General features: G+C 34.2%; 11 protein-coding genes and 2 pseudogenes. 8 read left to right on the top strand and 5 right to left on the bottom strand.

Translation table 11 applies throughout. The features are described 5' to 3' along the window. The first annotated feature begins 506 nt into the window (after nucleotides 1-506). The 7 genes from rplK (at nucleotide 507) to AAHM86_RS05860 (ending at nucleotide 14,114) form a co-directional block, all read left to right on the top strand. A complete protein-coding gene (rplK, locus tag AAHM86_RS05830; RefSeq protein ID WP_341747239.1) occupies nucleotides 507-941 on the top strand; it encodes a 50S ribosomal protein L11 in 435 nt (144 codons plus the stop codon). A 3-nt stretch (nucleotides 942-944) separates the two neighbouring features. Further along, on the top strand, nucleotides 945-1,652 hold the full coding sequence (gene rplA / locus AAHM86_RS05835; RefSeq protein ID WP_342267610.1) for a 50S ribosomal protein L1: 708 nt from the start codon (nucleotides 945-947) through the stop codon (nucleotides 1,650-1,652). Nucleotides 1,653-1,673: 21 nt separating this feature from the next. Then, nucleotides 1,674-2,150 (top strand): 50S ribosomal protein L10, encoded by a 477-nt coding sequence (gene rplJ / locus AAHM86_RS05840; RefSeq protein ID WP_342267611.1) that lies wholly within the window; start codon nucleotides 1,674-1,676, stop codon nucleotides 2,148-2,150. 32 nt (nucleotides 2,151-2,182) lie between these two features. Beyond that, nucleotides 2,183-2,551, top strand: coding sequence for a 50S ribosomal protein L7/L12 (gene rplL, locus AAHM86_RS05845; protein ID WP_342267612.1), 369 nt, complete (start codon nucleotides 2,183-2,185; stop codon nucleotides 2,549-2,551). A 1,734-nt stretch (nucleotides 2,552-4,285) separates the two neighbouring features. After that, nucleotides 4,286-8,392: a DNA-directed RNA polymerase subunit beta gene (gene rpoB, locus AAHM86_RS05850; RefSeq protein ID WP_342267613.1), complete on the top strand. Its 4,107-nt coding sequence runs from the start codon at nucleotides 4,286-4,288 to the stop codon at nucleotides 8,390-8,392. An 83-nt stretch (nucleotides 8,393-8,475) separates the two neighbouring features. Next, a complete protein-coding gene (gene rpoC / locus AAHM86_RS05855) occupies nucleotides 8,476-12,621 on the top strand; it encodes a DNA-directed RNA polymerase subunit beta' (protein WP_410521548.1) in 4,146 nt (1,381 codons plus the stop codon). Nucleotides 12,622-12,917: 296 nt separating this feature from the next. After that, nucleotides 12,918-14,114, top strand: coding sequence for an IS3 family transposase (locus tag AAHM86_RS05860; RefSeq protein WP_342267614.1), 1,197 nt, complete (start codon nucleotides 12,918-12,920; stop codon nucleotides 14,112-14,114). 169 nt (nucleotides 14,115-14,283) lie between these two features. Here AAHM86_RS05860 and AAHM86_RS05865 read toward each other — a convergent pair. Continuing rightward, nucleotides 14,284-15,840 (bottom strand): annotated as a pseudogene (locus tag AAHM86_RS05865) (methyltransferase regulatory domain-containing protein); the annotation flags it as partial. 405 nt (nucleotides 15,841-16,245) lie between these two features. Further along, nucleotides 16,246-16,977: a porin family protein gene (locus tag AAHM86_RS05870; RefSeq protein WP_342267615.1), complete on the bottom strand. Its 732-nt coding sequence runs from the start codon at nucleotides 16,975-16,977 to the stop codon at nucleotides 16,246-16,248. A gap of 190 nt (nucleotides 16,978-17,167) precedes the next feature. Here AAHM86_RS05870 and AAHM86_RS05875 point away from each other — a divergent pair, with 190 nt between their 5' ends. Further along, a complete protein-coding gene (locus AAHM86_RS05875; RefSeq protein WP_342267616.1) occupies nucleotides 17,168-17,701 on the top strand; it encodes an HD domain-containing protein in 534 nt (177 codons plus the stop codon). Nucleotides 17,702-17,777: 76 nt separating this feature from the next. Here AAHM86_RS05875 and AAHM86_RS05880 read toward each other — a convergent pair. The 3 genes and pseudogenes from AAHM86_RS05880 to AAHM86_RS05890 all read right to left on the bottom strand — a co-directional run bounded on the left by AAHM86_RS05880 (nucleotide 17,778) and on the right by AAHM86_RS05890 (nucleotide 21,834). Next, nucleotides 17,778-19,162: pseudogene (locus tag AAHM86_RS05880) on the bottom strand (MFS transporter). A gap of 6 nt (nucleotides 19,163-19,168) precedes the next feature. Further along, a complete protein-coding gene (gene hisS / locus AAHM86_RS05885; RefSeq protein ID WP_342267617.1) occupies nucleotides 19,169-20,434 on the bottom strand; it encodes a histidine--tRNA ligase in 1,266 nt (421 codons plus the stop codon). A gap of 5 nt (nucleotides 20,435-20,439) precedes the next feature. Then, a complete protein-coding gene (locus tag AAHM86_RS05890) occupies nucleotides 20,440-21,834 on the bottom strand; it encodes an amino acid permease (RefSeq protein ID WP_342267618.1) in 1,395 nt (464 codons plus the stop codon). Nucleotides 21,835-22,016: the final 182 nt, after the last annotated feature.

Consider the following 22,016-nt stretch of genomic DNA (forward strand, 5'->3'; position numbering starts at 1 on the left):
AGCAAACTCTATGTCCTTCTTCCATCCCAGCGTAAGCTGGTATCTAAAAAGAGCCTTCTAGGTTGTTTAGACCTCTGTCTACGCGGGGTGACATTAGCACTAATAGGGATGATACTAAGCCTATTATTAATTTGTTATCGAACTGAGGTTAAGCTGAATTCGATATAATATTACCGTGTGATGTAATCCTAACGTAAGCTGGGGTCTAATAGTCTTTTAGGCTGCTTTTTTAGATTCTTGCCTACGTGGGAATGCTTTGCTAGCGTGGATCAAAAACGGTAACGTTAGTATGGTACTTACAAGGTCAAAAACGATATCATTCCTAGCTAAAAGCGGGAATCCAAAAAATAGCCTGCAAAGGCTATTAGATATTATGGATTCCTTACCGAAGCGGGAATGACATACTAGTGATTCATGCGGGCAATGCTTTTAGCTAGGAACGAGAGTGTATTGACAAGGCTCACGTGAATAAAGCTATTAATTAAATAAGTAAGGATAAGATTATAATGGCAAAAAAAATAACCGCTTATATTAAGTTAACTGTGCCAGCAGGTAAGGCTAATCCATCCCCACCTATTGGTCCTGCACTTGGTCAGAAGAAACTTAATATTATGGAGTTTTGTAAGGCGTTTAACGCTGCGACGATAGCTATTGAACCAGGGACTCCTATCCCAGTCGTGATTACTGCTTATGAAGATAATAGTTTTACTTTTGTAACTAAGACTTCTCCAGCATCGTATTACTTAAAACAATTTGCTAAAATTCCTAAAGGTTCCAGTGCTACTAAAAAAGAAGCATTTGTTGGTAAGGTTACCATGTCAGATTGCATTGAAATTGCAAAAATTAAAATGGTAGATCTTAATACTGATAATTTAATAGCTGCCGCTAAAATTATTCGTGGTACTGCTGAATCTATGGGTCTTGAAGTGGTAGGAGATTAATGTATGTTAGTTGATAAAAAATTAGTTGGTGGCAAAAAGATTAGAGAAGCAAGAAAAAAAGTAGCTCTAGTTGGCAATCGCACTTTAGCAGAAGGAATAGAGCTACTCAAGTCTGTGTCTTATACTAAATTTGACTCTACTTTGGAAATGGTGATGAAATTAGGGGTAGATCCTAAGCACTCGGATCAAATGGTGCGTGGTGTTGTCGCATTACCAGCTGGTACGGGTAAAGTTAGTAGAGTTGCAGTGATTTGTAAGGATGAAAAGATAGAAGAAGCTAAAGAAGCTGGAGCAGATATTGCTGGTTCTACAGAAATTATCGATGATATTAAAGCAGGAAAAATTAATTTTGACGTTTGTATTGCAACACCAAATATGATGCCAGCAATAGGTGCAGTGGCAAGAATTTTAGGACCAAAGGGCTTAATGCCAAATCCAAAACTGGGGACTGTAACTACCGATATCGTAACGGCAATTAAAAATGCCAAAAGTGGTCAAGTAGAGTATAGGGTTAAAAAGGCAGGTATTATTCATGCTGGAATTGGTAAATTATCATTTTCCAAACAAGATTTGCTAGATAATGCATCAACTTTAATATCTGCTGTAGTTAAAGCAAAGCCTTCTGGTGCTAAAGGAAATTATTTAAAAGCAATATATCTATCTTCTACTATGAGTCCATCAGTAAAAATAGATTTAGCAAGTATATCGTAAAATACGACAAGGAGAGTTAAGGTGTTAAGATCAGAGAAACATGAATTTGTCGTAGAACTTGAAGAGGTGTATAAACGGTCAAATTCCGTGATAATTACTCATTATCATGGGCTTACTGTTAGTCAAGTAACTCTACTACGTAGGTCTCTTAAAGCAAAAAATGCGGGGTTCAAAGTAGTTAAAAATACTTTGTCAAAAATAGCAGCAAATAAGGCTGGTATTGGTGATATTGTACATTTGCTTGTTGGTCCGACAGCCTTTGCATATTCTGAAGACCCTGTTGAAGCTGCGAAAGTTGTTGTAGAATTTGCTAAAACTAATGAATGTTTGAAAATAGTTGGTGGTTTAGTAAATAATCAAGTATTAGATGCGAATTTTGTACAACAACTTGCAAAATTGCCTTCATTAAATGAGCTTAGAGGCAAAATTATTGGTGTGGTGCAAGCTCCTGCAGCCAAGCTTGCTAGAGTTTTTCAAGCTTATGCAAATAAAGAATAATTTAATAAAAAAGTTTTAAAAGGAAGAAAATTATGATAGACCTAGTAAAAATTGTAGATCAATTGTCAACACTTACAGTAATTCAAGCAGCAGAGCTTGCAAAAATGCTAGAAGAAAAATGGGGTGTAACAGCTGCAGCTCCTGTAGCACAGGTGGCGAGTCCTGTAGCATCAGAAGCAGTAGCTGAAAAGACAGCGTTTGAAGTTGTTTTAGTCAGTAGTGGTGATAAAAAAATAGAAGTAATTAAGGTAACTAGAGAACTTACTGGTCTTGGCTTAAAAGAGGCTAAAGAGTTAGTAGATGCTGCCCCAAAAACTATTAAATCCGGTGTAAATAAAGAAGATGCTGAAAGTTTTAAAGCAAAATTAGAAGCAGCTGGAGCAAAAATTGAATTAAAGTAATTGAGTATACCATCGGGCGGAAAAACCTAGAGTTTATTTTGGGGGTGTATTAAAAACTTGTTTGTGTAAGCTCATATTAATTAGGCTCTGTGAAGGTTGTTAGGATAACTTTCTAAGTTAATTATAGAGTATAGTGATTAAAGAATAGGGACAAAGGGGTAAAAGATTAAGCGTACATTTGTAAGTATGAGAATCCCCATTTATGGGTATTAACTTAAGCACAGGGTTGTTATTGTTGAGCAGTATTTTAACAAAAAAGATGTTATTCCCGTGTAGGCAGGAATGACATTAACCGTCACAGGGATGATATACTCGAATGATTTGGAGAATTGGATTTGAAAATGAGGGGCGAGTCAATGGAGCGTACATAAGGTACGTGAGTACACGAGTCCCTGATATTTTCAAAAAATAATTCGGAGTCACATTCAAGTATACATATATTTATTATTGTTTTGCTTTATAAAGAAAGGCTATCACAAAACTATTACATGGGTATAACTTAAGAAGCCTAAGTATACTCTTCTGCTTTGAAAAATTGTTTTTTTAAATATCAGGGACTCGTGTACTCACGTACCTTATGTACGCTCCATTGACTCGCCCCTCATTTTCAAATCCAATTTGGAGTCACATTCGAGTATACCGCAAGATTTAGAATATACATAGATTGGTAGAAACATTTTGGGACTAAATCTAGGTTTGTATTGTTAATAATGGAAATGAACTTGTTGTGTGATATTCTATTTGGTTTACGAGTTATGTTGCTAAATATGTTATCATACCCGTATAAACTATTACATTTTGTACAAAAACTTATAAAACTTTTAAGACAAAGTTCTTTTGCTTTAATAGGTCTTTGTATTTATTCATCCAAAATTCTGAATCAGATGAAGATAAGAAACAGATTTGTACATTTTAGTATATTTTTCTACTTTAAAGAATTGGTGTGGCAAAATTTCGGGTATTTGTGTATTTACGTACTAGATGTACGCCTAGTTCGCTTAGCCCTTGTTTATTGTCCCCATTCTTCAAATCATTTAAGTACACTCCTATTATATTTGAATAATTTAACGAATTGGTTTCGCAAAATTACAGAGTATTCGCATGTTTTTATTCCTAATGTACATATGCTACGCTCCCCTCTTGTTTTATGCTCTAATTCTTTAAATCATTCAAGTAATATTTTTAAATCGAGTTTTTTTAGATTTTTATCTTTATTTGGAGTTTATATAGAATACTAAAAAAGAAATTTAAGGTATACTCTTCTGCTTTGAAGAATTGTTTTCGCAAATACTTGCGGGGATTTCGCGTACGAACAACGGTTTACTACGTTGCGTTTGCTCACCCTTTGTTTGTTGTCCCCATTCTTCAGATCATTCGAGTATAACAATTTAGTTTATGTTAAGGTAAAGAAATTGGTAATTAAAGTTTAATTTTGAATTAAATAATCTGAATTTGATGTAACAAGTTAGTAGCAAATTTAATGTTATCTTTATTAGGGTTGATGTTATCCGAGCTATGATACACGGATAAGCAAACTCTATATTATCTCAGCGTAGGTAGTGGAATCTAAAAAAGTAGCCTTCTAGGCTTTTTCTAGACCTTGCTACTTTCGTAGGGGGACATTTGAAGGGAATGACATTGAGACTATTGTAATATGTGAGATTTCAAGTTTGAAGTAGATTTTTACTTGTTTTCAAAATAAAAAATTATTAAAAGCATTAATCGGGAGATTATATGACAACGCAATCCTTATCAATTGGCAAACGCGTAAGAAAAAATTTTGGTCACATAAATTTGGTAGCGTCTATACCAAATTTGATAGAGGTTCAGAAAAATTCTTATGAAAAAGGTTTTTTACAATTAGGAGTTAAAGATTCTGAGCGAGAAAACAGAGGATTACAATCAGTATTAAGTTCAATTTTTCCGATTCACGACCCCTCTAATATTGCATATTTAGAATTTGCTAAATATGAATTTGATAATCCTAAATATGATGTCGAAGAGTGTACTCAAAGAGGTCTTAGTTATGCTGCTCCTCTTAAAGTCACATTGCGATTAAGTATTTGGGATATTGATGAAGACACTGGAGCAAGAGAAATCAAAGGTATTAAAGAACAAGAAGTTTATATGGGGGATATTCCCCTAATGACAAAGAATGGTACTTTTATTATTAATGGTACAGAAAGAGTAGTGGTATCACAGATGCATAGGTCACCTGGCGTATTTTTCTATCATGATGATGGGAAAATTCATTCTTCAGGGAAGTTTCTATATTCTGCTAGAGTTATACCTTATAGAGGATCATGGCTAGATTTTGAATTTGATGCTAAAGATATTGTTTACTTTAGAATAGATAGGAAAAGAAAGCTTTATGCTACTACTCTTCTTAGAGCCATTGGAATGTCTACCAATGAAATTATAAAATTCTATTATGATACGGTAACATGTTTTACCAAAAATGCAAGCTGGGCAACAAAGTTTATACCTGAGTCTATAACTGCTCATAGGCTAGTTAATGACTTAGTGGATGCGGATACCAGCAATGTGATACTTGCATTTAGTCAGAAGATTACTCCTCGTTTGGCTAAAAAATTTGCTAAAGATGGAGTGAAAAATATTTTGGTAGAACGTGAATATTTAGTAGGCAAATATTTAGCACAAGATCTTGTTAATCCGGATAATGGTGAGGTACTAGCCGAAATTGGTGAAATGATCACAATGGATATGCTGGACTCTATTATGACTCTTGAAATTCCGTCTGTCGATGTACTTGCTATAAATCCACAATCAAGTCCTTACATAAGGAATACCTTATTTGCTGATAAAAATCAAAATTCTGAATCAGCATTGATAGACATATTTAGGGTATTAAGACCAGGAGAACCAGCTAATATTGAAGCTGCTAAAACATTATTTAACAACTTGTTCTTTGACCATGAAAGATATGATCTTTCAGAAGTTGGTCGTATTAAAATGAATGCAAGATTGGAACTTAATATACCAGAATCTACAGCTATTTTAACTATTGAAGATATTAAAAATATTCTTAAAGTTTTAGTAGAGCTAAAAGATGGTAAAGGTTCGATAGATGATATTGATCACCTTGGTAACAGAAGAGTTAGGTCAGTTGGTGAACTAATTGAGAATCAGTTCAGAATTGGTCTTGTTCGTATAGAGAAATCAGTACTTGAAAGAATGTCGGTGGTTGATCTTGATGCCGTTATGCCTCATGATTTAGTAAATTCAAAAGTTTTGGTTTCTGTAGTAAAAGAATTTTTTAGTACTTCACAACTTTCTCAATTTATGGATCAAACTAATCCATTATCAGAAATAACTCATAAAAGAAGATTATCAGCTTTAGGACCTGGTGGAATTAACAGGGAGAGAGCAGGGTTTGAAGTGAGGGACGTCCACCCTACTCATTACGGGAGGATTTGTCCAATTGAAACACCAGAAGGACAGAACATAGGTTTGATTAATTCCATGGCTACTTATGCTAGAGTTAATAAGCATGGCTTCATTGAAACACCTTATCGAAAAGTCGTGGATTGTCATGTAACTGACGAAGTTGTTTACTTGTCAGCTATTGAAGAAGGAAAATATAAAATTGTTCAAGCTAATGCAGTTGTCGATCAAAAAGGTTTGTTACAAGAAGAATTAATTAACTGTCGAACGGAAGGTGGTAATTTTGTTATGGTTACCCCTCTAGAAGTAGATTACATTGACGTTACCCCGATGCAGGTTGTTTCCGTTGCTGCATCACTTATTCCATTTTTAGAAAATGACGATGCTAATAGAGCCTTGATGGGGTCAAACATGCAACGTCAGGCTGTACCGCTTATTAGAAGTGATGCTCCTTTAGTTGGTACTGGTATTGAAGGAATTGTTGCACAAGATTCTGGGGTTTCAGTTGTAGCCTTGCATGATGGAATAGTAGAGCAAGTTGATTCAACTAGAATAGTTGTAAGGACTAAGGAGCAGAAAACAGATGGATCACCTAGTGTGGACATTTATAATTTATTAAAATTTCAAAGATCTAACCATAATACTTGTATTAATCAAAAGCCGTTGATTAACGTTGGTGATTATGTAAAAAAAGGTGAAGTAATTGCTGATGGACCAAGTACAGATAATGGTGAAATAGCTCTTGGTAGAAATGTGCTGGTAGCTTTTTTACCATGGAATGGTTATAATTTTGAAGATTCGATTTTAATATCAGAACGTATTGTAAAAGATGATATTTATACCTCAATTCATATTGAAGAATTTGAAATAATTGCTAGAGATACAAGACTTGGTCCCGAAGAAATTACTCGCGATATTCCAAATGTTAGTGATGAAAGTTTACGCCATCTTGACGAAGTAGGTATAGTATATGTTGGTGCAGAAATAAAACCAGGCGATATCTTGGTGGGTAAGGTTACCCCTAAAAGTGAGTCACCTATGACTCCAGAAGAGAAATTACTCAGAGCTATTTTTGGAGAAAAAGCTTCAGATGTTCGGGATTCATCTTTACGTGTTCCTACTGGGATCACTGGTACAGTGGTAGAAGTACGAGTGTTTTCTCGTAGGGGAATAGAAAAAGATGAGCGTGCTATAGCTATTGAAAAGCAACAAATTGAAAAATTATCAAAAGATAGGGATGATGAACTTCGAATCATAGAGCATTTTGTTTTTATGCGTTTAGAAAAGATTTTAACAGGACAAATAATTGTTAGTGGTCCTAAATCCGTAAAATCCGGTCAATTGATTAGTGATCAAACCCTTAAGTCATTATCAAAAGGACAATTTTGGCAACTGATTGTTGAAGATGCTAATGTAATGAATGAAATTGAGCAAATTAAACGTCATTATAATGAAAAGCAAGACAAGCTTAATAAGCGTTTTACTAGCAAAGTAGAGAAATTACAAAGTGGTGATGACTTACCACAAGGTGCTCTTAAAGTTGTAAAAGTATTCATTGCTACTAAACATAAGTTACAACCTGGAGATAAAATGGCCGGAAGACACGGGAATAAGGGTGTTATCTCTCGTATTATGCCAGAAGAAGATATGCCATTTTTAGAAGATGGTACAGTAGTTGATATCGTTCTTAACCCACTTGGCTTACCTTCACGTATGAATGTTGGGCAGATTTTAGAGACTCATCTTGGTTGGGCGGCAGTAAATCTTGGTAAAAAAATATCTTCTATGTTGGATCAAGTTCATAACAAAAAAATTGATGTAGAAGAGCTTAAATCTTTTATTTCCGAGGTATATGGGCATAACTCAACGACAAAAAATATAAAGAAAATGTCCAATCAAGAGATTATTGAGTTTTGTAATAATATCGATAAGGGGGTATATTTTTCAACCCCAGTTTTTGACGGTGCAAAGGTTGAGAATGTAAAAGAAATGCTAGTCCTTGCAGATCAAGACCCATCAGGTCAAATTAGGTTGATTGATGGTAGAACAGGAGAGTATTTTGATCGTGCCGTTACAGTTGGCTATAAATATTTCCTAAAATTACATCATTTGGCCGATGATAAAATTCATGCTCGTTCTATCGGTCCTTATAGTTTGGTAACTCAACAACCATTAGGTGGTAAGTCGCATTTTGGAGGTCAAAGATTCGGTGAGATGGAGTGTTGGGCACTGCAGGCTTATGGTGCTGCTTATACGTTACAAGAAATGTTAACTGTAAAATCGGACGATGTGGTTGGTAGAATTAAAATTTATGAATCTATTGTTCGAGGTGATAACAATTTTGAATCGGGTATTCCTGAGTCGTTTAACGTGATGATCAAAGAGTTCAGGTCTTTGTGCTTAAATGTAAAGCTTGAGGATACTACCACAGATTAAAGATATTTTTTGCAATTGCTACAGAAGGTCCAAGAGGCTTTTTACTAAACTATATCTGAAAAATTTTTTAAGGAAGAATCTTTATGACAACAGGGATGACAAATTTTTACGGACAATTAAGCAATACTCAGCAATTTGATCAAATAAGAATTAATATTGCTAGTCCTGATCAAGTGCGTTCATGGTCTTTTGGTGAGGTAATGAAACCTGAGACAATAAATTACCGTACTTTCAAGCCAGAGAAAGAAGGATTATTTTGTGCTAGAATTTTTGGGCCCGTGAAGGACTATGAGTGTCTTTGTGGTAAATATAAACGTATGAAATATCGTGGTATCACTTGTGAGAAGTGTGGTGTTGAAGTTACTACATCTAGAGTCCGAAGAGAAAGAATGGGGCATATTGAGCTAGCAGCACCAGTTGCCCATATATGGTTCTTGAAATCTTTACCATCAAGGATTAGTACATTGCTAGATATGACTATGAAGGATCTAGAAAAAGTTCTATATTTTGAAAGTTATGTTGTTGTTGATCCTGGGTTATCTGCTCTGCAAAAGGGTGACCTTTTATCAGAAGACAGTTTGCAAAAGGCACAAGATGAGTACGGAGAAGATAGTTTTACTGCTTCTATTGGGGCTGAAGTTATTCAGCAGATGCTTACAGAACTTGATTTACCTGAATTAAAGAAGAGTTTGCAAGAAGATTTATTAAATACATCTTCAGAAGTTAAAAAGAAGAAGATTGTTAAAAGACTTAAGTTAGTTGAAGATTTTCTTGAATCTGAGAATAAGCCAGAATGGATGATTATGACTGTTCTGCCAGTTATCCCACCTGAAATTAGACCATTAGTTATGCTTGATGGAGGAAGGTTTGCAACTTCTGATCTTAACGAACTTTATAGAAGGGTTATTAATAGAAATAATAGATTAAAGAGACTACTTGAACTAAAAGCACCGGATATTATCATCAGAAATGAAAAAAGGATGTTACAAGAATCGGTCGATGCATTATTTGATAATGGTCGTCGTGGTAAAGTAGTGAAAAATACTAATAAACGTCCATTTAAGTCACTTAGTGATATGCTAAAAGGTAAACAAGGTCGTTTTCGTCAGAATTTGCTTGGTAAACGAGTGGATTATTCTGGTCGTTCTGTTATCGTTGTGGGACCAGAGCTTAAGTTACACCAATGTGGTTTACCAAAGACGATGGCGTTGGAATTATTCAAGCCATTTATTTATTCAAAGCTTGAATTATATGGAATTGCTACCACTATAAAAGCCGCTAAGAAAATGGTTGAAGCTGAGAAATCAGAAGTATGGGATATTTTAGAAGAAGTTATACGTGAACATCCAGTGTTGTTGAATAGAGCACCAACTTTGCATCGTTTAGGTATCCAAGCTTTTGAACCTTTACTGATAGAAGGGAAAGCTATCCAGCTACATCCTTTAGTCTGTGCTGCGTTCAATGCTGATTTTGATGGTGATCAGATGGCAGTGCATATCCCTCTTTCAATTGAAGCTCAGCTTGAGGCAAGAGTACTTATGATGTCAACAAACAACATATTGAGTCCGGCAAATGGTCGTCCGATTATCGTCCCTGATAAGGACATAGTACTAGGTCTTTATTATTTAACAATGGTTTTTGACAATGAACCTGGTGAAGGGATGAGTTTTGCTAGCATGTCGGAGATTGAACATGCTTTGTATAATAAGGTAATAACTATTCACTCAAAGATAAAATTTCGTCGCGATGTGCTTAATATTGAAGGGGAGGTTGTATCAACTATAGTGGATACTAGCTTTGGTAGGTTAATTATAGGAGAATTATTACCACGTAATCATAATGTTGGATTTAAGTTCGTAAATAAATCCATGACTAAAAAGGATATATCTGCGGTTATTGATTTGGTATATCGCCACTGTGGACAAAAGGCTACAGTGATCTTTGCTGATCAACTAATGAAACTTGGATTTAAATATGCTTGTTCCTCAGGCATTTCTTTTGGTATGGACGACATGGTTGTACCAAAATCAAAAGATAGCCATATTAATTCAACATTGACTGAGGTAAAAGAATTTGAACAACAATATTCTGATGGTCTAATTACTTACGGTGAAAAATACAATAAAGTGATTGATGCTTGGTCTAAATGTACGGATAAAGTAGCAAATGACATGATGAAAGAAATTGCTATGACACCTGTTAATAATAAGCCTAATCATCAGAAAGTAAATTCGATATATATGATGGCTACTTCGGGAGCAAGGGGATCAGCAGCACAGATTAAGCAATTAGCTGGTATGCGTGGTTTAATGGCTAAACCATCAGGTGAGATTATTGAAACCCCGATTATTTCTAATTTCCGAGAAGGTCTTACTGTCCTTGAATATTTTAATTCTACACATGGTGCACGTAAAGGTCTTGCAGATACAGCGTTGAAAACAGCTAATTCTGGGTATTTAACCCGTAGATTAGTTGATGTTGCTCAAGATTGTATAATTAATGATGAAGATTGTCAAACTACAAAAGGCATAGAAGTCAGAAGTATTATCGATGGTGGTGAAGTTATTGTATCGCTCGCAGAGCAAATTTTAGGCAGAACAGTTGCGATTAACGTATATCACCCAGTTACTAATGCATTATTACTATCAGCTGGTGAATTAATTAATGAAGCAAAATTAGAAGAAATCGAATCTTCTGGTTTGGATGTGGTAATGGTAAGATCTGTTCTAACATGTGAGGTTATTGATGGAATATGTGTAAGATGTTATGGTAGAGATCTAGCCACTGGTTCTTTAGTATCAGTTGGAGAAGCAATAGGGGTGATTGCTGCCCAGTCAATTGGTGAGCCAGGTACTCAGCTGACCATGAGAACTTTCCATATTGGAGGAGCTGCAACGAAAGGTGTTGAAATATCTTCAATAGAAGCCTCTCATGATGCAAAAGTGAAGATTTTAGGTCGTAATGTGGTTGTTGATTCTGAGGGACGTAAGATCGTAATGGGTCGTTCATGTGAGTTATTATTATTGGATGCTAATAATAATGAGAAAGCAAGGCATAAAGTAGCGTATGGTTCAAGATTAATAGCCGATGATTCAGATAAGGTAAAAAAAGGACAAAAATTAGTAGAGAGGGATCCGTACACTATTCCGATTATTACCGAGAAATCTGGAAAGGTTGTATTCAAGGATATGGTAGAAGGAGTGTCAATTCGTGATATCACTGATGAAGCAACTGGTATTTCTAGCAAAGTTATAATTGAATCAAAACAATATTCACGCGGAGCAGAGTTACGTCCTCGTATTCAATTAGTTGATGAGAATGGAGAAACTATTATGCTATCCAATGGTTTGGAGGCTAGATATTACATGCCAGTGAATGCTATTTTAAATGTTGAAGATGGTGCTAAGGTGTCAGTAGGTGATATTTTATCACGTATTCCAAAGGAGTCAACCAAAACAAAAGATATTACTGGTGGTCTTCCACGAGTAGCTGAACTTGTTGAGGCTAGACGTCCAAAAGATCATGCTGTTATTGCAGAAGTAGATGGTAGAGTTGAATTTGGCAAAGACTATAAGTCAAAAAGGCGTATTGTTATTCAGCCAAGTGATAACACTACACCAATTGAGTATATGGTACCAAAGGGCAAACATGTTGTTGTTAATGAAGGTGATTTTGTAAAAAAAGGCGATATGTTAATTGATGGCAATCCAGTTCTACAGGATATTTTAAAGGTAATGGGAGTGGAAGCTCTTACAAGCTACATGGTGGGAGAAATCCAAGCGGTTTACCGTTTACAGGGCGTAAAAATTGACGATAAGCACATTGAGGTAATAATTCGTCAAATGTTACAAAAAGTAGAAGTAACCCATTCTGGGGATACGACATTAATGGTTGATGAGAAGATAGATTATCGTGAATTTGCCGAAATTAATAAAAAAGCTATAGATAATGGTTTAAGACCGGCTGAAGCCCAACCAATCCTACAAGGTATTACTAAGGCATCGCTGCAAACTAGATCATTTATTTCTGCTGCTTCTTTCCAAGAAACAACAAGAGTTCTAACGGAGTCTGCTATAGCTGGGAAAATTGATAAATTGCGTGGGTTGAAAGAAAATGTCATAGTTGGTAGATTAGTGCCAGCAGGAACAGGCTTTTACATGAATAGGATGCGTAAACTTGCAGCTAAATTGGACCAGGAAGAGGTCGATTATCAGAAAACTTTAGGATAGATTCTCTTTAATAGGGAGTGTACTCTTCTGCTTGGAAGAATTGTTTTTTGAAAATATCAAGGATTCGCGTGTTCATGTACCTTATGTCGCCTAGCATGCCTACGGTCTCCTTGCTAATAGGCGTGGCAATCCATGAAGCTTGTCATATCGAAACAATCAGATTTGAGACGACTCTGCATCTGATTGTTAAATTAATATTTTGCTAAAAATATAATGGACTGAAGAAAATGGACAAAAAAATAGAGTTAAAAGTTTCCTAATTAAGATAAAATAATAAGAAAAAATTAGGAGAAAAAATGACAAAAGAAAAAGTAAGAGTTTTTAGTGCTGAAGAAAAAACTAGGATAGTATTAGAAGTGCTGAAAGAAGAGAGTCCATTATCAGTGATAGCATCAAAATATGAGATAAACTCCAAGACAATTAGTAATTGGAAAAAACAATTTATATCAAATGCAGCATTGGCTTTTGAACCAGCAAAACTGGTAAGTAAATATCAGGAACAAATTAATATGCTGAAAGAACAAAATGATGAATTAGCGAAAACTCTTGAAAAAACAATAGTAGAGAGAGATTGGGCTGTGGGAAAGCTACAAAGCTTGGACTTATCAAATAGAAAAGAACTTGTCGATTCCAAGCTAGCAATGTTACCAAAGACAAGGCAATATGAATTATTAAAGATTAATCGTTCTTCAATGTACTATAAAGCAAAACCATTTAGTGGGTATAACTTAAATATTTTAAATAAAATAGATGAAATATATACTGATAATCCTGAATTTGGTTATCGTTATATCCATAGACAATTATTAGAAGATGGCGTGGTTATTGGTAAGGATCGGGTTCTAAAATATATGAACATGATTGGCATAGAGGCTATTTATCCAAAGAGGAAAAAGTTAACGTCTGAAAAAGATAAACAGCATAAAATTTATAGTTATTTGCTTGATAAATATTGGACTAATCTAGGTACAACTAAGACTGTACATGTACCTAACGCTAACGAGGTTTGGAGCGGAGATATCACTTATGTTCGAACTAATTCGGGATTTATGTACATGGTGGCAATTATAGATTGGCATAGTAGAGCTGTGTTGAGTTATAAATTGTCAAATAGTATGGATGTAAGTTTGGTAACTGAAGTATTGCATGATGCACTTAACAAATATCCTGCACCGCAGATATTTAATAGTGATCAGGGCAGTCAATATACTAGTCATGAACACATTGAAATTTTACAAGAGCATAACATTAAAGTTTCGATGAATGGTAAAGGAAGAAGTATTGATAATATAATTATGGAGAGATTTTTCCGAACTTTAAAATATAATTGTATATTTATTAATGATTTTAAAGATGTTAAAGAGCTAAAGAGTGGTATTGATGATTACATCAATCACTATAATTATAGAAGATTCCATTCAAGTATTGGTTACAAAAAGCCTATGAATGCCTATCTAAATTCTATACAAAATTATGAACAAATTGCAGCTTGAAAAATGCAAAAATGGGAAACAAATTATTATTTTTTTGTCCTTGATTTTTCAGTCCAGTATCAAACATGATTTTAATCTTTTAAAATCATGTTTTTAGCTTTAGAAAGGTTTAAAATGCATTCGCGTTAGCCGCTTTAAGAATGCATTTTTCCTTGAGTATATCTTATCTTTAAATCAGCAGAGCATTAGTCACGAATCTAGTTAGTGTAGGTTGCAAGAATGTTTCTAATTCTTTACTGACTTCATCAATATTATCTATTTTTTTACCGTCACGGCTTAATGTCATCTCACCAGAATTAACATGCTGCATGACAGATTCAATTATTTGCTTATTATCATGCTTACCGTCCATATATTGTAGAGCAAATTTTTCAAAAAGGTTAATAGCTACCACCTCATGTCTTTGGTTTGTTACCCACATATTGGGTGTATGAGCTACCTGATATGCGATCAGCTTTGATGCTTTAGGTTTATTAAGATATACTTCTTTTCGAGTTACCTGTAACGTTATATTAATATATCCTTGCAATACTAATTTCATGGCATTAGCTAAGAACTCAGCCTTTATTTCACTCAATTTTGTTCCATGTAATTTTTTATTGCTACTCACGGCAATTTTATCAAAACTCATTGGGTTATTGATATTCTCAGAGAAAGTATAGAGTATTGCTTTCATATAAGGAGAAGATATTGATAAACTACTATCCTTATTACCATTATAAAAAAACTTCTCTGTTTCAAGTGAATTAAGATCTATATCAACAAGAGGCTTTTCTGGTACTATATTAAATGTCATATTAAATTTATTAATATCCTCATTATTGATAGATCTATTTAATTTAACACTATTATGGCAAAGTAAGGTTGATCTAAATCGACGATTGGTAATGAAATCCATATATTGTTCGGTTCTAACAATATCATTTATCGCTTGTAATTTTTCTACCACTTTTGCCGGCATATTTCCTAAATACATGCTAGCTATACTACAATCAGACAGATATTGTAGATTATTTTTTTTAGCCTCATCCATAAATTCATGAAAATAATATTGTACATTATCTTCTTCTAGATGGTCATGACGCAAATAATGGTCATTTTGTTTGGCAAGCAAACTGGCTTCAGATTTTAACACTTGAGCATAAGGAGAGTCGGAAGTTTCCAAGCTATCCTTAACAAATTCAAGTAACAATCTAGATTGAGCAATTTTATCTTGAATGTTATTAAATGTATTTGAGTGATAAAGCATCATATCTCTTATGGTACGAACCATATTCCAACCAGGTAGTGTATTATAACTAATATACGCGATTCCATTCTCTGATAAATTTTTACTACTTACTTCAAAAATCTTATCCTGAACAAATTTTGGTACCCAAGAGATTACTCCATGAGTAATTATGTAATCAAATTTACCAAATGACTCATCAATATCTGTAATAGAACAATGTCGGAATTCTATATTTTTAAGAGCTAATCCTTCTTTATGTTTATTAGCTTCATCTATTTGCACTTTAGATAGATCAACTCCAACAAAATGTGCTTTAGGATAATTAACAGCATGAGGTATTAAATTCCCGCCTGCAGCACATCCTAGCTCTAGAACTCGTGCAGTTTCAATTGCTATTGGTTTCATCCCAAATAAAACAGCAAGCGTCCGTAGGTGATATGGATTGGTTAAGGCGTACGGATAACTTTCGTAAGGCACTTCATCGTATGTATTATGAGGTGCTGAGGTGAGTTCTAAATTAGTGGTCATATATTCTCCATAACGTAAAACAAAACAAGGATAACACCGTATTTTGTTGTCAATTCTTTAAATTTTTACTAGTATAACCTCAACTATTGATATAAGAATTAATAATTCTTATATCGATACTTGCTTTGTTATAAGGAAAAATGTACTCTTGAAGCGGTTCTACGAGTGCATTTTAACTTTTTTCATCATTCAATATGTGATTTTAATTATTAAAATCACATATTGAATGGAGTGTTATATTTTAACAATCAGGTGGGCAGCCGCTTCAGACCTGATTGTTTCTATATATAACACTGAATTCGATGTAACTTGTTACATCGAATTCAGGTTATTATACACTAAAAAATTCAATACACTAATAGTCTTCTTGCATTAAATTGGTAACTTATAAGTAAACCCTATACCAAATTCTCCAACCCCTATGGTCTTTTTAATAGGAGTGGCTGGTATAAATTGCTGGGTTTTCATATCCAAAGTAGCATAGTTAATCTTTATTGAATGAGCAGCTTGTAATTTTACTGCTGCATCAATGCTAAAATTGCTAGATAACTCCTTAGAAAATCCAAGACCCACTTGCCAAGCAAAACAATTACTACGAGTTGTTTTAATTCTAAAATACTCTACATTCATTAAATCCCAACGAGAAGAAGCAGAGTTAACTTTTACCCGTGCCACCCCAGCACCTAATATAACAAAAGGAGTTATTCCCTTCACTTTATCGAGATCATATACTAAATTAATCATATATATATTGGAAATTACCTTAGTGATCCCTAGAGTTTGTGGTATAATTAGAGAGGGAGCTAGTTCTTTTTGTGGTAAAACATAATGTAGTCGGTATTTTGGTTGGTGTGTTACCGAAAGCTCAATTGCCATTTGCGTATAGAAGCTGTAACCAATCTTACCGCTATACATCTTAGACCTTTTTAAAGTAAAACCACTACCTGAACTATGACGGAACTTTTTCACTACTGGTTCTACTATACCAGCTTCAGTACCAATATAAAAAAATCTTTGATCAGCTGTAATCTCATCTGCCTGAGCATTCACAAAAACTAAGAAACATATATAAGTTGTAAATAATATTTTTTGTAATTTAATCATTATAATTTTATACTTATTGAAAGCGTGGATTATATAATTATCTATAGGCAGGTCAATATAAAAAATTTTTTATTGTTGATTTTGGGAATTGGTATAAATATTTATCTTTTTCAAAAAAATATAATAAATTCCTAGTAATATTCTAATTTTTAGTTTAACTTGTGTAGTGATTTAAAATATTATGGTTCTTATGGAAGAAGATATTAATTATTGGGACAACTCAAAGTATGCACCTTGTCAATATGCTACTAGGTTACTGGACAAATTACGTAAGATGAATGAGGAAGTAAATAGGTCAATAGATATTGATGAGATTATAAAGGCTATTTATTATGCCAAGAAATATCATGGCAGCCAAATGCGGCAGTCAGGCGAGCCTTATTACTCTCACCCAATAGAGGTGGCTTATATGATCTCTGATTATCTTTTCCGCACTGACATTATTGTTACCAGCATATTACACGACACCATCGAAGACACTACACTTACCGAAAAAATGATTGCCTATATTTTTGGAGAGCAGGTTGCTAGTCAAGTAGAAGCTTTAAGTAGGAACAAACCCCACGGCAAGATTAGCTCGGCGGAAATTATGGAAATCTTATATAGACAAAAAAAATATGATGTGGCATTGATTAAATTATTTGATAGAAAGCATAATTTACAGACTATAGGAGTTAAATCGCCGGAGAAAATGAAGAAAATCATCAAGGAAACTATGGAATAATTCATAATTATTGCTATGCATTTAAAAATACCAGCAATACTACAAAATTTAGTTGCATTATGTTATGAAAATTTATCTATACCACAGTTCGTCCAACATAATCTATATCAGATTTTTGTGGATAATTCCCAGCTTCTTTCTCCAATTTTTCAAAATGATATAGACCCACTATAAACCCTATGATTGTTGGCAATATTATTAGTAATAACCCCCAGTTTCCTAAATATTCTGTCAAATAAACAATCCCAAAAGAAGTAATAACATACATTAAGGCTCGTGATAAAGCAAATATGAAACTAACGGAAGTAAAGCGTTTAAAGACAGGAAAATGCCTATAAACAATTGATACTGCTGGAACAGGACCAATAATAAAAAACATAATAAATGATTGGATTAAAAGTAAATCAAAAGGAGTTTTAATATTATCCAATAAATATGGACAAAATAATACGAAAATAAACAATATGGAGGCTATTACTTTAAGAATTTTTAAAGGATAGATAATATAACTTAAATATGTTAGTAGGCATATACCCAACAATTGTATTATAGATACGATAAAATTTTGATGAATAACTTGCTCAGCACTATAACCAAAAGAAACTTTAAGGATACTAGCACAATGAACATAAGCAAAATAAAAGCAGAAGGGCCATGTACAATCTATTAAAAACAAAGCAAGTAATGTATTAGGGTTAACTTTTTCTTTATAAATTGGATTATTTTGCACATTTGTTTTATCTATGTTTATCTTATCTGAAGTCATATCTAAAATTTTTTTTAAATGACGTTTAGCATCAACAAATTCTGGAGTCTCTCTAAGAGTTGTCCTAGCTATAGACCCAACTAAGGCAATGCCAGCCCCAATCCAAAAGGCAATACGCCAATTAAACCCATTTTCAGTAACCAAACAGCCAATAGCTAAAGCCGCCATCCCCCCTAAACTACAAGAAAGTGTAACTAATGAAACAGCTGGATATTGTATAGGAGGTTTTGTTATTTCAGTAATATAGAGTTTTGCTCCTATTGTTTCCCCTAGGGAAGACATGCTTTGAACAATACGACATATAGTAACGAACCAAGAAGCAGTAACACCTATTTGAGCATAAGTTGGTAAATTAGCCATGGGGTAATACAAGAAATAGCCATCATAGAAGTTGTGATGATAACAGTGGATTTACGCCCTATATTATCACCTAACCAACCAAAAATTAATGCACCGATGGGACGAAAAATATAGATAGAACAAAAGGCAGATGCTGTGATAAGGGAAGTAGTAAAAGGATCATATTTCGGAAAAAAAAGCTCATTCAACAATACAGCCATATGAACATAAAGCATCAGGTCAAAATATTCTAAGAACGTGCCAATTGAGAGTAATCCAATAGCTTCTTTCTGTTGTTTAGTTAGGGTGGTCTGAGTATATATAACCCTACCATCTGCTCGTACAAATTTGCTCATATATAATTATAATTTGTTTACATTAACTAATAATTCCATAATTTGTTCAAATTGCAATAGATATTCTTGTTGTTTATCAAGATCTTTTAATTTTAAATTATTGCTCATTTGTTCATTATCGCCAACAAAAATAGCATATTTAGCCTTTTGTAGATTAGCTCGTACCATTCTTTTAGCTATTTTGCCGTTAGTATCTAAGGTAACAGGAATATTTTTTTGACGCAATTGATTTGTTAAAATTAAGCAATATTCTAAATTATTGTCGCTAATGGGAAAGACAAATACTGGTCTTGGTTTAGATATGTGGTACTCTCTCATTAGGCTAAGGCGTTCAATTCCAGCAGCAAAGCCAATGGCTTTTACTTCAGGACCTCCCATAAGTTTGCTCAGCCCATCATAACGACCACCAGCAAGAACTGTCGACTGACTACCAAACTGACTACCAAGGTTGCTAGTAGTAAACTCAAAAGCTGTATGACAATAATAGTCAAGTCCCCTTACTAATCTTGGGTTAATGATATATTTTACATTGAGTAAATCTAAGTATTTTAGCAAATCGTCAAAATATTTTGCAGCATCACTACTATAATAGCATGACATTAGCGGACTATTTGCAACTATTTTTTTATCATGCTCATCTTTCGAATCTAATATACGCATTGGATTCTTGATAAGCCGCTTTTGGCTATCTTCTGATAATTCTGACTTATAATCATTGAAATATTCTACCAACTTTTGTTGGTAAACAGCACGAGTTGTAGTACAACCCAGTGAGTTTATTTCTAAAGTTGTATTTTGATCTATTTCTAAAGCTTGAAGGATATCTAATGCAAGCTTAATCGTTTCGGCATCGGTGCTAGGTCCTTCTTCACCAATATACTCAAAATTTATTTGATGGAACTGTCTTTGTCTTCCAGCTTGTGGTCGGTCGTAACGAAACACTGGACCGTTTGAAAAAAATTTAATAGGTAATGTTTGTTGCAGATTATTAGATATAAAAGCCCTGATAATGCCAGCCGTAAACTCCGGTCTAAGAGAGATATGATTAGCACTTTTATCAAGAAAACTATATATTTCCTTACTTATTACATCAGAAGTCTCTCCAAGTGTACGATCAAAGACTTTAGTATATTCAATTATAGGTGTACTTATGGCTTGATAACCATAAAGCCCACCTATATGTTTGGCTGTGTTTATTATGTAATCGTGAATTAGGTAATCCTCAGGTAGTAGGTCTTTCATACCACGTAAAGATTGTAATTTATCACTCATACAAATTAGACCTCTCGTTTTATGAAAAATGACCTAAAAATATATAGGACAAACATTGCCACAAACCAGCAGATTAGTGCTTTTCCCGCAGTCATTAAATTAAACTCACCATCAACTATTTGTATAACTAGTAAATATAGACAAGCTACTAAAACAAATGGTATAATGATAAATGCAGCAGGACATTTAAACGGTCTTGTTGCACCCGGCATTTTTATTCTAAATAACATAACTATTATAGCAACTGCCGTATAATCTATTAAAGCTCCCATAGATGATAGCTGAACAAGAATTGCAGTTGGACAAAATCCCCCTAATATAGCAGCAAGGGCAGAAAATAGTAAGATAGTAATATATGGACTATCATATTTAGGATGTAGTTTGGCAAAACTTTTAGGTAGTAACCCATCTCGGGCAATTACATAAAAGATACGAGACGTACCATAAATATTCATCATTAATACTGTGGTCATACCAGCGACAGCACCAGTAGCAACAATGGCAGAACCAATATTACTGTTATTTAGGCTCAGTGCATAAGCAAGTGGTTGATCATTATTAAGTTGATCAAAAGATGCTATGCCAGTAGCCAACCCAGCTATTATAACATATACTATTGTTGAAATTACCAGTGACCCAATAATTCCGATCATTAAATCACGGTTGGGGTTTTTACATTCTTCAGCTGTAGCGGCTATCGTACCAAAACCTGTCATAGCAATAAATAGGATAGACGCACCAACTAGCATATTATTAAAGCCGAAAGGTAAAAAATTCTGCCAATTTGTAGCATTAAAATGTGGTGTAGCATATATGATAAAAGCAAAGATAGCTGCCATTTTTATAAATACTAATATAGCATTGAGTCTTTTACTATCTTTTGTTCCTAAATATAAAATAAAAGAAATAAATACTACAATAAGAAAAGCTGGTAAATTTATCATGCCACCATTGGCGGGTACAGCAGTTAAAGCCTTAGGTAAATATATTCCGCCTGCTGACAATATTGCCTGAACATATCCAGACCAACCAGCTGCAACAGCACCAGCAGCAAAACCAAGTTCTAGTACAATGACGCTACCAATTAACCAAGCAAATATTTCCCCAAAAGCTACGTAAGCATAGGTATATACACTACCCGAAGTAGGTAACATTGTAGCAAGCTCTGTATATGCAAGGGCAACGAATATACATGTTATCCCGGCAATAGCATATGATAGCATGACGGCAGGACCAGAATATATGGCAGCGACTATACCAGTCATTACAAATACACCTGTGCCTATTATAGCACCAAGCCCTAGTAGCACTAAGTCAAATGCTCCTAGGGTTTTGCTAAGACCACTAGTCTTACCTAGTTCTTTTATTGATTCAAAACTTTTCCTCGTTAAAAAACTCATTAATTCCTCCGATTTTAAATAGTAGAAAACCCTAGAAGGGTGTATTACTACAGTTGTAGTATCGTATCACTAGACTATCAGTAGTAAAAACGATGTCACCTCTGCGTAGGTAGGGGGTCTAAAATAACCTGCAAAGGCTATTAGATATTATAGATTCCCGCCTACGCGGGGGGGGGGATGGC

This window comes from Candidatus Tisiphia endosymbiont of Empis tessellata, from assembly GCF_964031035.1.
In the GTDB taxonomy this organism is placed as follows: domain Bacteria; phylum Pseudomonadota; class Alphaproteobacteria; order Rickettsiales; family Rickettsiaceae; genus Tisiphia.